Annotated in this window: 14 protein-coding genes; all 14 read left to right on the top strand. The window is 40.0% G+C overall.

What is annotated here, in order from left to right; translation table 11 throughout:
- Window positions 1-16 precede the first annotated feature (16 nt).
- The 14 genes from H571_RS14985 (at window position 17) to H571_RS0111025 (ending at window position 13141) form a co-directional block, all read left to right on the top strand.
- Entirely contained in the window at window positions 17-1150 is a 1134-nt protein-coding gene (locus H571_RS14985) for an AAA family ATPase (protein ID WP_051168297.1), read from the top strand.
- 365 nt (window positions 1151-1515) lie between these two features.
- Entirely contained in the window at window positions 1516-1800 is a 285-nt protein-coding gene (locus H571_RS0111085; protein ID WP_027849370.1) for a hypothetical protein, read from the top strand.
- 2 nt (window positions 1801-1802) lie between these two features.
- Window positions 1803-2258 carry a PIN domain-containing protein gene (locus H571_RS14980; RefSeq protein ID WP_051168296.1) on the top strand — a complete coding sequence of 152 codons (456 nt, stop codon included), beginning with the start codon at window positions 1803-1805 and terminating at the stop codon, window positions 2256-2258.
- A 3-nt stretch (window positions 2259-2261) separates the two neighbouring features.
- A complete protein-coding gene (neuC, locus tag H571_RS0111075) occupies window positions 2262-3410 on the top strand; it encodes a UDP-N-acetylglucosamine 2-epimerase (RefSeq protein ID WP_027849369.1) in 1149 nt (382 codons plus the stop codon).
- A complete protein-coding gene (gene neuB, locus H571_RS0111070; protein ID WP_027849368.1) occupies window positions 3410-4486 on the top strand; it encodes an N-acetylneuraminate synthase in 1077 nt (358 codons plus the stop codon). The genes neuC and neuB overlap by 1 nt, the downstream gene beginning before the upstream one ends.
- Window positions 4479-5120: an acetyltransferase gene (locus tag H571_RS0111065; RefSeq protein ID WP_027849367.1), complete on the top strand. Its 642-nt coding sequence runs from the start codon at window positions 4479-4481 to the stop codon at window positions 5118-5120. The genes neuB and H571_RS0111065 overlap by 8 nt, the downstream gene beginning before the upstream one ends.
- Window positions 5121-5191: 71 nt before the next feature.
- Window positions 5192-5584, top strand: coding sequence for a type II toxin-antitoxin system RelE/ParE family toxin (locus H571_RS0111060; protein WP_027849366.1), 393 nt, complete (start codon window positions 5192-5194; stop codon window positions 5582-5584).
- A 15-nt stretch (window positions 5585-5599) separates the two neighbouring features.
- On the top strand, window positions 5600-5986 hold the full coding sequence (locus H571_RS14975; RefSeq protein WP_036218154.1) for a helix-turn-helix domain-containing protein: 387 nt from the start codon (window positions 5600-5602) through the stop codon (window positions 5984-5986).
- Window positions 5987-6072: 86 nt separating this feature from the next.
- On the top strand, window positions 6073-6396 hold the full coding sequence (locus tag H571_RS0111050) for a hypothetical protein (RefSeq protein ID WP_245562345.1): 324 nt from the start codon (window positions 6073-6075) through the stop codon (window positions 6394-6396).
- Window positions 6393-7445, top strand: a complete 1053-nt coding sequence (locus H571_RS0111045) for a nucleotidyltransferase family protein (protein WP_027849364.1) — start codon at window positions 6393-6395, stop codon at window positions 7443-7445. Before H571_RS0111050 ends, H571_RS0111045 begins: the two co-directional genes overlap by 4 nt.
- Complete coding sequence (gene pseF, locus H571_RS0111040) at window positions 7442-8146, top strand: pseudaminic acid cytidylyltransferase (protein ID WP_027849363.1); 705 nt, start codon at window positions 7442-7444, stop codon at window positions 8144-8146. Before H571_RS0111045 ends, pseF begins: the two co-directional genes overlap by 4 nt.
- Entirely contained in the window at window positions 8133-8648 is a 516-nt protein-coding gene (locus H571_RS0111035) for a hypothetical protein (RefSeq protein WP_027849362.1), read from the top strand. Before pseF ends, H571_RS0111035 begins: the two co-directional genes overlap by 14 nt.
- 2 nt (window positions 8649-8650) lie before the next feature.
- The gene (locus H571_RS0111030; protein ID WP_027849361.1) at window positions 8651-12199 is read left to right on the top strand and encodes a hypothetical protein; all 3549 of its coding nucleotides are present in this window, start codon (window positions 8651-8653) and stop codon (window positions 12197-12199) included.
- Window positions 12200-12265: 66 nt separating this feature from the next.
- Window positions 12266-13141, top strand: coding sequence for a flagellin N-terminal helical domain-containing protein (locus H571_RS0111025; RefSeq protein ID WP_027849360.1), 876 nt, complete (start codon window positions 12266-12268; stop codon window positions 13139-13141).
- Window positions 13142-13179: the final 38 nt, after the last annotated feature.

Raw genomic sequence — 13179 nt, 5'->3', positions numbered from 1 at the left:
TCTTTATGAGAAGACCATGCTAAAAAAAATTTACATTAACAATTTCCGTTGCTTGCAGAACTTTGATATCAGCTTTGAAGAACTAGATACTGCGCTAATTCTAGGTGGTAACGGATCCGGCAAATCCAATTTTTTCGCAGCAGTTGAGCTTTTTCAAAAAATAGGTCTCGGCACGGTCAACTTAAAAGATCTTATTACTAAAGAAGATTTCGCTTTTGGTGATACCAGCAAGCCAATGACTTTAGAGCTGCAAGTAGAGTTGGAAAAACAGGCTTACCAATACCGGCTAGAAATAGACTGGCCTGAGCACTTTCGCCAACCAAAGGTTAGACAAGAAACGCTCAAAGTAGATGGTAAAACCATGCTGAACCGTGATGAAGGCAAAACCCAACTTAATCAATACGGCAGTCAAGCAGCAGAGTTCACCCTAGACTGGCATCACATTGGTCTTCCCTTAATTTCTACCCGCAATGAACAAGAGCCAATAGCATTATTACGCACTTGGCTAGCCAGTATTCTCGTCTTATCCCCAGTGCCGTCCCTGTTTGAAGCCGTTAGTAAGGGCGAAGAGTTATACCTGCGCAAAAATGCCGACAACCTGCTCGATTGGCTACGTTATATGCTGGCTGAATCGCCTGCTTCTTATAAAGATATTTCAGAGTTCATCCAAGAAAGAATGACTGATTTCGACTTGTTCAAATTTGATGCAACGGGCAAAGACGAGAAAGAACTGCTAGTAAGATTTCGCAGCGCCGCTAGCAAATCATCATTAGAGCTAAATTTTAGCCAGTTATCCGATGGTGAAAAAATCTACTTTTTAACGGCAACGGTTCTGGCAGCCATAGACAATGATATTCCAAGACTCTGCCTATGGGATGAGCCAGACAACTTTGTTTCTTTGCCTGAGCTTAGCCAGTTTATAGCTGCATGCCGTAAACGCTTCACAGCTTCAAAAAAAGGTTCGCAACTCATAGTTACCAGTCATAACTCGCGTGTAATCAACAGCTTTTCGGGCCACAACACCTATTTTTTATCCAGAAAAACACATTTCCATCCTTCACGAGTTGAACTGTTAAGCGAAAAAACATACCTAAGCCCAACCCTTATAGAAGCCTATGAGAATGGAGAACTCGAAGATGGCAGTGAATAGACGCTAAAGAAAGCTAAAACCTTAAAAGAACACTTAAGCAAAGCAACAACGAACAAATTAGCAAAATTTTATTAGAAAATTGCCCAAGCCTTGTAGTGCAAGAGTGGCAGAACCAACACCTAAACTGCAACCAAAATGAAATTGAGCGTATGCGTGAACAAGGTGTTTTTGAGTGGTTGTTCAACCATAAGGATTAATGCATCGCTTATCCGTTTTGTAACGCCAAAGCCAAGGCCGCGGAACCTACTACCAGCTGAAACCCAGTCAGAAATAGCCGAAGCAAGGCTAGTGAATTTGCCCAGCTCGCCAGCGCTATAATTTTTGTTAGTCTTAACGTAAATAGATTCAACTGCTCGGAGAAAACCATGCTTAATTTTAAAGATGCAATAGAGTCAGCTAAAAAAGCATTGAGTGAGCTTCAAAAAGGTGCGGAAGACATTCAGCTAGAAGAAGCAATTTTAGATGAAAATACTGGTCATTATGCCATTACCTTTAGCTACTTTTTAAAAAGAGACAGCTCAAAACTCCAGGCGGGTGAAGGGTTAACAGAGTTAGCTTTTTTGATGAGCAACCGTAAAGTTTATAAAACTTTTCTAATTGATGAAAAAGACGGTAGTTTTAAAGGGTTAAAAAATTACGAAATGGCTTAATTATGGCTAATCCTAAACTAATTATTGATACTAACTTATTGCTCTTACTTATTATTGGCTCTTTAGATGATGGTGTGCATATCCGAAAATCTAAAAGGCTAAATAGTTATACACTCGACGATTATGATTTACTGGTTAGCTTTATTAATAAGTATAAAATATATATCACCCCCTACCTAGCTACTGAAACATCTAATCTTATTGATTTTTATGGCGAGTTAAAAGAAAGGGCGATGCTACTAGCTAGAGAGTTTTTTAAGCAGTTTGAAGAGATTGATACCACTATAACTAAAGATTCAGCAAGCAAAGAGTTTGTCTATTTCGGGCTTGCAGATGCATCACTCGTCCGGCTTGTTAAAGGCTACCGAGTTCTTACCAATGATATGCGCTTGTATTCAGTGCTTTGCAGTTCAAGTACAACTAATGCTTATCCCTTTATAGAATTAAGCCAAAAATAGGTTATGAGAAAAATCGCTGTTTTTACAGGTACACGAGCTGAATACGGTTTGTTGTATTGGCTACTAAAAGACTTACAACAAGACCCTAAGGTTGAGTTGCAGCTGCTTGTTTCAGCTATGCACCTATCACCTGAGTTTGGTATGACTTACCAGCAGATAGAAGCCGATGGTTTTACCATTACAGAAAAAGTAGAAATGCTTTTATCTTCCGATTCAGCCGTTGGTACTGCCAAGAGTATTGGTTTAGGTGTGTTAGGTTTTGCCGATGCTTTAGAGCGAATGAAACCAGATGTATTGGTTGTGTTAGGTGACCGTTTTGAAGCCTTAGCGGTTACTCAAGCAGCCATGATTTTACGCATTCCTATTGCGCATATTCATGGTGGCGAAATTACCGAAGGTGCTTACGATGATGCTATTCGCCATGCCATTACTAAGCTCAGTTTATTGCACTTCACTTCAACTGAAACCCACCGCAATCGGATTATTCAATTAGGCGAACACCCCAGCCGTGTTTTTAATGTGGGTGCGGTAGGTTTAGACCATTTACAGCGTAGCAAAATGCTTTCATTAGCTGAGCTATCTACGTTATTAAATTTCAAGCTAGAACAACCTTATTTTTTAGTGACTTACCACCCTGTTACCCTAGCCAGCGAACCTGCCAAAGCATCTTTTGAAAACCTATTAAAGGCTTTAGATGCGTTTCCACAGCACCAAATAATTTTGACCTACCCAAATGCCGACGATGGTGGACGTGAAATTATTCCCTTGCTAGAAGCCTATGCTAAACAACAACCCAGCCGAGTTTTAGCAATACCCTCTTTAGGTCAGCAACGTTATTTAAGTGGAGTAAAACATGCAGCGGCGGTAGTGGGTAATTCTTCGAGTGGCATAATTGAAGTGCCTTCTTTTAAAGTACCGACTGTCAATTTAGGTGAACGCCAGCGGGGCCGTCTAGCGGCTAAAAGTGTGTTTTCTTGTCCTTCAAATACAGCCGCCATAATAGAAACCTTGCAACTAGCATTAAAAAGTGACCTAAGCCAAGTGGTGAATCCTTATGGTAAAGGCAAGGCCAGTGAAGCCATTTTAGAACAGCTAAAAACAGCCGATTTGTCGGTCGTTAAAACTTTTTATGATTTACAAGAGAGCACTTAATGACCGTTAAAATCATTGCCGAAGCCGGTGTTAACCATAACGGCAGCAAAGAGCTAGCCTTTAAATTGGTGGATGCTGCCCATGCTGCCGGTGCGGACATAGTTAAGTTCCAAACCTTTAAAGCTAAAAACCTAGTCACCCAAGATGCTAAGCAAGCGGAATACCAAACCCGTAATACAGGCGTTGCAGAATCTCAGTTTGCCATGCTTAGCCGCTTGGAGTTGGATTATGCAACCCATCATGAGTTAGTGGCTTATTGCCAAAAGCTAGGTATAGAATTTTTATCCACCGCCTTTGACCAAGAAAGCCTAGAGTTTTTAGTTAAAGACCTAGGGCTTAAAACCCTAAAGATTCCATCGGGTGAATTAACCAATGCGCCCTTTGTTTTGCAACACGCACTCACCGGCTGCGATTTAATTGTCTCGACTGGCATGGCAAGCTTGGCAGAGGTAGAAGCGGCTTTAGGGGTTATCGCTTTTGGTTTAACCCAGCCGCTTAGCACGCCACCCAGCGAAGAAGCTTTTGCTCAAGCCTATGCTAGCGAAGCAGGGCAAACAGCACTTAAGGCCAAAGTAACGCTTTTACATTGCACCACCGAATACCCAGCACCCTTAGCAGAAGTTAACTTAAAAGCCATGAAAACCCTAGCCAGCGCTTTTGGTTTAACCGTTGGTTATTCAGACCACACAGCAGGCATAAGCATTCCTATTGCCGCCACGGCTATGGGTGCAAGTTTAATTGAAAAGCACTTTACCCTAGATAAAACCCTGCCCGGCCCTGACCATCAAGCCTCGCTGGAACCCGATGAACTAAAAGCTATGGTGCAAGCCATACGTGATGTTAAGCTTGCGTTAGGTAGTGGCATTAAAAGCCCCCAGCCTTCAGAAATAAAAAATAAAGTCATTGCCCGTAAAAGCTTAGTCGCTGCTAAAAGTATTCAAGCAGGTAAAGTATTTACAGAAGAAAACCTAACCACCAAACGCCCAGGTGATGGTTTATCGCCTTACCAGTATTGGTCGCTATTAGGCAAGCCAGCCCCACAAAACTATGCAGAAGGCGAGCTAATTCATGGCTAAGCCTTTGGTTATGTTAGGTGCGGGTGGACATGCTGCGGTACTGGCAGAAATTCTGCTGGAACAAAAACAACCACTAATTGCGGTGGTCGCACCTGACTCCATTCCAGCCAACAGCCCTTTAGCTGGCTTGAAGCCTATTGCCAGTGACGAGCAATTGCTAAGCACTTATTCACCCGAAGAAGTTGAGTTGGTCAATGGGCTTGGCTCTATACCCGGCAACAACCTACGCTGGAAACTGTTTGAGTTTTTTTCCGCAAAGGGCTATCGCTTTGCCAGCGTAATATCACCCAAAGCTAACTTATCTAACTACCTAGAATTAGCTGAAGGCGTGCAAATAATGATGGGTGCACAAGTACAAACCAATGCCAGCATTGGCAAAAATAGCATTATTAATACCGGTGCAGTTGTAGAACACGACTGCAAAATAGGCGCTCACAATCATATCGCCCCAGGCGTTACTCTAAGCGGTGGCGTAATTACCGGCAACCAAGTGCATATCGGCACAGGCGCAAGTGTGATACAAAACATTCAAATAGGCGAACAAGCCGTGATAGGTGCAGGAACAACCCTTGTGAGAAATGTGCCAGCCAAGCAAACAATTATTCCAGCGGCAAGTCGCGTACTTAAAAACTAGACATGGCAGACAACCAATGTGCTTGCTAGCAATGCTGAATAACTGCTAAAGTTAACCTGTAGGTTAAGTTGATGGAAATAGAATTACTCTGCGAAGGAAAGTTTAGGCTTTATTCGGTACTGAACAATCAAAGACAAAATGAGTTGCTAGACTTTTTTGAAGGCCTAGGTGCTAATTTACACAAGAACCGTGACGGAATGCTGCAGCTATTAGAAAGAACTGCAGCACATGGGCCTAGCCGTAACACAGATATTTCACACCAAATTGATGGCGAAATATGGGAGTTTATCAAGGGTCGGTTGCGTGTTTTTTGGTTCTACGATAAAGGCCAAATAATCATCTGCACACATGGCATTATCAAGCGCAGTAATAAAATTTCCAACGCTGATAAACAAAAAGCACAGCAAATTCGTGAAGCTTACATAAAAGCAAAAGCGGCTGGTCGCTTAACAAAAACTCTTTGAGAGGAGAGTATAGAAATGAATAGTCGATTTTCTAAACTGCTAGAACAAGCAAAAAATGGCAATGATTACTGGGTTGCAAAAATCAGCCAAGACTTCACAGAAGAAGTAAGCCAGATCATGCAACAAAAACACATAACTAAAAAAGATTTAGCTGATAAATTAGAAACTTCTCCCGCTTATATAACCAAAGTCATGCGCGGTAACACTAATTTTACCGTTGAATCCATGGTCAAAATTGCCAACAGCCTCGATATGCAACTCCATGTCCACCTTGCACCTAAAGATAGCGATGTTAGATGGTTTGATGTGTATGAAAATCAAACTAACTCACCAGACTATAACCCCAGTTGCTACACCAAAATTGATGAGCAAACCAACGAGTTAACTGCATGTGCAATTTAAAGCTTACTAAAAGTTTTTTCACTAAATTAAATGTAGAAGTGAACACCGATTATCAACCTACTACTGCGACTGATTTAGAAATAAGCGTGCAATATAAGATTGAGCTTTTTCGCCACAACCATGATGAAGCAAAATACCAAATAATATTTAAGCTAGTTGACCTAGAAGCCGATCAGCCTTTGCCCTATGCAATAAATATAGAAATGATTGGTTTGTTTGAGGCAAACTCAAACTTTATTAAAGATAAGCCAAGAATTTTAGAAATAAATGGCGCATCAATCTTATACTCATCAATCCGTGAGCAGGTGCTGACACTAACTGGCAGAAGCGCTTGGGGTGCATTTAACCTACCTACCCTAGACTTACATGCTCAACTACTTAACAGCCCTGAAGTCAAGAGCAATACATGAAAGACTGGAAAAGCGTTGTAATTAACTCGGATGCCACCATTCGTGATGCCATGCGGGTTATCGACCAAGCAGCACTGCGTATAGGCTTAATATGCGATGAGCAAAACAAACTGTTAGGCACGGTAACCGATGGTGATATTCGCCGTGGTTTGCTAGTTAATTGTGAAATGCAAGATTCCGTTGCAAGGGTGATGAATAAAAAACCCATCACGGCGGAATTAACCAGCACTCGTGAACAGCGCCTAAAGCTGATGGATAAGCATCATTTACTTGCTTTGCCCTTGCTCGATGAAGCAGGCTACCTAGCAGGTTTAGAAACACTCCACCAAGCATTGCAACCCACCAAACGTGATAACCCTGTATTTATTATGGCGGGTGGCTTCGGCACACGGCTACAGCCCTTAACCGACCACTGCCCTAAACCCATGCTGCGTGTTGGCGACAAGCCAATGCTGGAACACCTGATTAATCAGTTTATTAAACAAGGTTTCCATCACTTCTACATTTCAACCCACTTTATGCCTGAATTAATTCACAGCCATTTTGGTGATGGTAGCAACTGGGGTGTGAGCATTACCTATATTCACGAACAAAACCCACTAGGCACAGGTGGTGCTTTGGGTTTACTACCTAAAAACCTACCAAAGCTGCCACTAATTATGATGAATGGTGATGTGCTTACTCAAGTAGATTTCACCAAACTACTTGAACACCATCTATCACAGAAATTTGATGCAACCATGTGTGTGCGTGAAGATGAACACCGCATTCCTTTTGGTGTAATAGAAACAGAACAGCAATTAATTACCAATATGGTAGAAAAGCCCACCTACCGCTATAAAATCAACACCGGAATTTACGTTCTAAACCCAGAAATTATCGCTCAGGTTAAAATCAATCAGCGCATCGACATGCCAGCACTACTAGAACAGGGCAAGCAAGCGGGCAAACGCATCGGAACTTATACCAGCTACGATTACTGGCTTGATATAGGACAGATGAAAGACTATCAAAAAGCACAGCAAGATATAGAAAGGTTGTTTAAATGAAAATCGCAATTATCCCAGCACGAGGCGGGAGCAAAAGACTGCCAGGCAAAAATATTAAAGACCTAGCTGGCAAACCAATGATTGCTTGGACTATTGAAGCAGCTTTAGAAAGCCAAGTGTTTGATTACGTATTTGTTAGCACCGACGATGAAAAAATAGCAGAAGTTGCTAAAACAGCAGGTGCAAAAGTACCTTTTTTACGCCCCGCAGAACTTGCCTCAGATGAAGCAACTACCAACGATGTTATCACTCATCTAGTTGATTGGTTTGAGAGTGAATTCAACCAGCAAGTTTCCACCCTAGCCATTTTTCAACCTACCTCTCCCTTAAGAAACGCACAGCATATAAAAGAAGCCATGCAGCTAATGGAAGAAAAGTCAGCAAAAGCAGTGGTTTCAGTATGTAAAGTAGAATACCCAATCCAATTCTGCAACACCCTAGGCACAGACGGCTCAATGGACGGTTTTATCAAACCTGAAAACCTAAAAAGAACGCAAGAGTTAGAACCCTATTATCGACTAAATGGTGCGATTTATCTTTTTGAAAAGGGATATATTGATAAGTTAACTGATATTTATAGCAAAGGTACTTATGCTTACGTAATGGATACTAAAAAATCAACGGATATAGACACTTTAGAAGATTTTCAAAAAGCAGAATTAATTTTAAAATATATGATGGTGAATAATGAATATACCTAACTATTCCTCAGAAGAGTTTGCTGACATAGTTGCAGCACATACTTTTTGTGGTAAAAACGCTTGGTTACGTTTAATGAGCTGGCTTGATGTTGATGAAAATTTTCAGCAGTTTTTAACTGTCTGGATAGAAAAAATAGCACCCTACTACCATCAAGAAAACTCATCAACTGAAGAGCAACCTGATATTAGTGGTTTACTAGAAGAGTTTTTTGAAGAACTTTACCCTTCTCAGTTTATTTTAAGGCTATTTCAAATAGCTAGTACAGATCTAAGAACTTGGCTATTAACTTCATTAAACAAGAAACAACAAGAAGTCCTTTACTACTGGTACCTTGATAGTAAAGCAGACCACTTAAAAGCAAAAATAGCTGACAATTGGCTAGAACCTTACAAGAAAGAAAATATAAAATTCAATAATACGCCTATTTTTGAATGTATAACATCTGAGATATTTCAAACAATTAGCCAGATTTCTAATGAAAACAGAAAAAGGATTCGTTAATTATGTCTAACAAAAAAGATGCTATAATATCAACTTTATTAGACAGGCAGTCAGCAACTCTTGATTCTGTACTAAGACAGTATCCTCTAGAAATAATCACCCCAAAACTATTTCTTGATAACCATCTAATAATTGCCAAAAAAAACCAGGTTGGATGTGTATCTATTGAAGATGAGCTAAGTGAAGATGAGATTAAGCATCTAGTAGCAGAGTCAAAAAACATTAACAAATTACTAGATGAAGGTATGGAGAAACTAAGGGATTACTCTAAAGAAAATGACTGTCCCAACAACTTAGCTGAACCAATAATTAATAGTGCAAAGAATCGTACAGAAAAAATTTGCAAACTTTATCTTGGTTTAGATAAGCTAAAAGAGAAATATAATATTAAAGCCTTATTAGTCAATCAAGAGTATATGATTCATGAGGCATCTCTAATTCAATGGGCTAAACACAATAACATTCCCTCTATACACTTATGTCATAGCCCTTATATAGCAAGAAACTTAAGCTCTATCCGTCATTTTTTATCTGATCACCTAACCTTAACTTCATCGAGATGTAATGAAACGCTAGATGACATGAATACAGGTAAAGGTGAGCGTCACCAAACAGGACTAGTTAACTGGGATGCATACAGAGATATTGATTTTAATGATATAAGTAAACTAAAAGAAAAACTAAAAATTCCAGATGATGCGCTAATCATTAGTTTTTTCACTACCTATGCAGTGAGAGAAAGCGCTACATCAGACCCTTTAACCTACGAAAAAATATTAGATAGCTTTATAGAAACTGCTGCAAGAATAAAAAAAGAAAGCAATAAACCTGTATTTTTTATTGTTAAAGACCGTCCCTCTGGCACCAGCTTTGGTGAAGAAAGAGCTAACCACCTTGCAAAAAAACTAGGTATTGCAGACTGTTTTGCTTATATTTTTGACCGCCCAGAAAATGTAATTCTAATTTCTGATATAACTATTTCACCCGGCTCTAGTATTGCTGTAGAAAGTATGGCTATGGGCTGCGCAACAATTGAACTAGTTACTCGTCAGGTTTTTTTAGGTGGTTTAGTTTTTTCTGCCACAGATGGTGTTGCCCAGTGTAATGAGAAAGGACTATATAAAACCTTATCGGAATTAGTAGAAGATGACGATAAAAGAGGCCAGTTAGTTGAAATTTCTAGTAATAATACCGCTTTTGTAGACCCAACCATAAACCTTAATGCTACTCAGCTAGCGACAGCAAAAATATTAGAAATTATTGACAAACCAAGCCTAGCTAATAAGGTTTTAGAAAATGATAACTTTTATGATGAGTTAGACACCCAATCACAAGACGCACGCTTTATTGTTAAAGACACCTTCCAAACTTGGCGAGCTAAAACTCAGCCAGATGAGCTAACTGGTCAACTTATGGGCGAGCGGTATAATACTTGGAGTACTCACCCTACCTTTCATTTACTTTTAGTTGTAGATCCCTCTTCGTTTACTGCTTTAGCAGATACGTTAGACAGCTTTGAACTTCAAATCTACAAGCATTATGGTATCTCAGTTTTAAGTACCGCCAAATGCCCTATTGAAGGCCTTGAAGAACAGTATAATATTCAATGGATTCAGACAGACTCACCTTTCAAAAAGATTAACGAAGTTATTGAAACAGTAGATTCAGATTGGGTAATGCAACTTTGGCCTGGTGATGAATTACACCCACAAGCACTGTTTAATATTGCTGATTATGCAAACTTAAACCCAGACTGGCTTGCAATTTATGGTGATGAAGTATTAGTAAAACTGACTGAAGAGGATTTACAAAATGAAGAGTCTAGATTAGGTACTAGTCACCCTAAAGAGCCTGCTTTTAAACCCGACTTCAACCTAGACTTACTTAGGTCAACTGATTATGTTAACCGCTGTATTGCTTTCAGAAAAGATGCTTGGCAAGCACTAGATGGCTATCAAGCTTTTGCCTACCGTCAAAATGAAGATTTAGTTTTCCGTCTAGCTGAGCGTATGACTTTACCAGCAATAGGGCATGTACCTTACATTTTAGTTAATCGCTCACCTTACACTAAACGACTAATTGAAAGTGAAAACTATGAAGGTCTTGGTGCAACAATACGCCTGCAACACCTAGTGCGCTGTGGTTATGAGCATGCAAAAGTATTACCTGGTCTTTACCAAGGTGTTTATAATACTCAATACAATTTAGATGCCTCAACTGAAAAAACAGACTTACTCATTGCAACACCTACTTTAGATAGCAGCTTACATAAGTGTTTAAGCTCTTATATTAAAAGTGATGCTCTTGAAAAAACACAACTTTACCTTGCTGCACCCGTTAATGAGAGTGAGTTTGCAGCTTGGTTAATTGATCAACAGTTAGTTTTTGAACCTAAAGGAAGTTATCCAGTCTTTGTAAGTTTAAATAAGTGGCAAGGCGAATTAGCAGCATGGAGCCAGTTAGTCGATATATCCGTATCAGAAACTCTAGTTTTTGCAGTCAGCCGCTTACGTTTTATACAAGCTGGGTGGCTAAATGCATTGCTAGATCAACTACAAAGACCTGATGTTGCCATGGCTGCACCACGATTAGTTTCTGCAAATGCTAGTATATTAAGTGCTGGGCAAATTTTAGGTAAAAATGGCTTGGTGGGCGATTTATACGAAAATTTCTTTTTAGAACAGGAAATAACGGGATTACCAAGAGCTTGGTGTGAGCAGAACTTTAATGTGCTCAACCCAGCTTGCTTAGCTGTTAAACGTTTAAAACTTTTGGAGCAAGGCGGCTTTAATACAAATTACACTAGTCTGCTTGCAGTCAATGACTTACAAATTAGAAATTGTTTGGCTGGTAACAAGCTTGTGTGGACTCCTTTAAGTAGTGTCGCTTTAATAGGTGATAAAAACTATCAAATAAGTCAAGCAGATAACCAACTATTTAAAAAAGACTGGTTTAACCTACTAACTAACGACCCTGCTTTTAACCCTAATTTATCTTTACGTGGCTCAGGTTTAGATGCTGATTTTCTGCTAGCAGGCAAGTGGCATCACCTTCATCACCAGCGCCCTCGTGTTTTAATACTTACCTCAGACCCTACTCCTAAGCAAACCCTGCTAGGTAAAAGCTTGTTTAAAGAACTAGACAGCAATGAGTTAAAAGAAAAAGTGCAAACACAAAGTTATGGATACCTTTCAGCTGGTGAAACTGCAGCCGTAAACTCTCTAGAAGTAGCTCGCCTTAATCCTGATATCTGTATTCACCTCGGGAAACCAAATGCTTTATCCAATACTATTAAAGACTTATCTAACAATACAAACATTGAGCAGTGGGCTTTAGTAGATAGTGAAACAAACCTCCAAGACTGGGAAGAGATAGAGGAAAATTTAACTGGCTTTTTGATTACTGATCCAGAACTTTTCTTTCGTTTAAATCAAAAAACAAATAAAAGGCTAATTATTGATAAAAAATCAAGTCAAGAGAATGAAGTCTGTAATAAGCGGCTTTCTACTTGGCTAGAAGAAACTTTGGGTTTATTAGCTCAAAAAACCTAAAGTTTCTGTTTTATGTACCGATACACCTAATGTCCCCGGACATACTTTTCAGTTAAGGAGTTCACCATGGCTTTAGTAATTAACACTAACAATGCTGCCCTAAACGGCGCTCGCAACCTAGCTAAAACACAGGATGCACAGTCACAAACCTTCAACCGCCTATCAACGGGCTTACGTATTAACTCAGCCAAAGATGATGCGGCTGGCTTGTACCTAGCCCAGTCTCAAACCAAAGATATTCGTGGCTTGAATATGGCTACACGTAATGCCGGTGACGGTATTTCGATGGCGCAAACCGCTGAAGGCGCACTGGATCAAATCACTAGCAACCTACAGCGCATTAACGAACTGTCTATCCAATCTGCTAACGGTACATACAACTCTGCGGCACGCGATGGCTTGCAGAAAGAAGTAAACCAGCTAACCCAAGAAATTGCACGTATTGTTGATACCACTGAATTTAATGGCCAAAAACTACTTGATAGTGGTGCTAAAGTACTAACCATGCAGGTTGGTAACCAAAATGGTGAAGGCTACCAAGTAGAAGCAGGCTTAAAATCTGGCTTAGTTAATAACCTAGGCACAACAGCAACAATTGCAATTAAAGCAATAGTGCAAAGCGGAATTGCTGGTAGTGGTAATGCCATAAATATTAGCAAGCAATCTGCTGCACAGGCATCTATCGGTAACACTCGTGCTGCTATTGATGGCATTTCTGCAATTCGCGCTACCTTCGGTGCGGTCATGAACCGTTTTGAAGCAGTAATTTCTGGTAACCAGACTTACTCTGAAAACCTACAAGCTGCACGTAGCCGTGTACAAGATGCTGACTTTGCAGTTGAAACTTCTAACCTAGCGAAACAGCAGGTACTACAGCAGGCCGGTGTTGCTGCACTAGGTCAAGCGAATGCTTCATCTCAGGTAGTACTAGGTTTACTATAATTTTTAAGGAGATTCACCATGGCTTTAGTAATTAACAC

This window comes from Marinospirillum minutulum DSM 6287, from assembly GCF_000422325.1.
Classification (GTDB): Bacteria; Pseudomonadota; Gammaproteobacteria; order Pseudomonadales; family Halomonadaceae; genus Marinospirillum; species Marinospirillum minutulum.
This window is presented reverse-complemented; position numbering and strand designations above follow the sequence as displayed.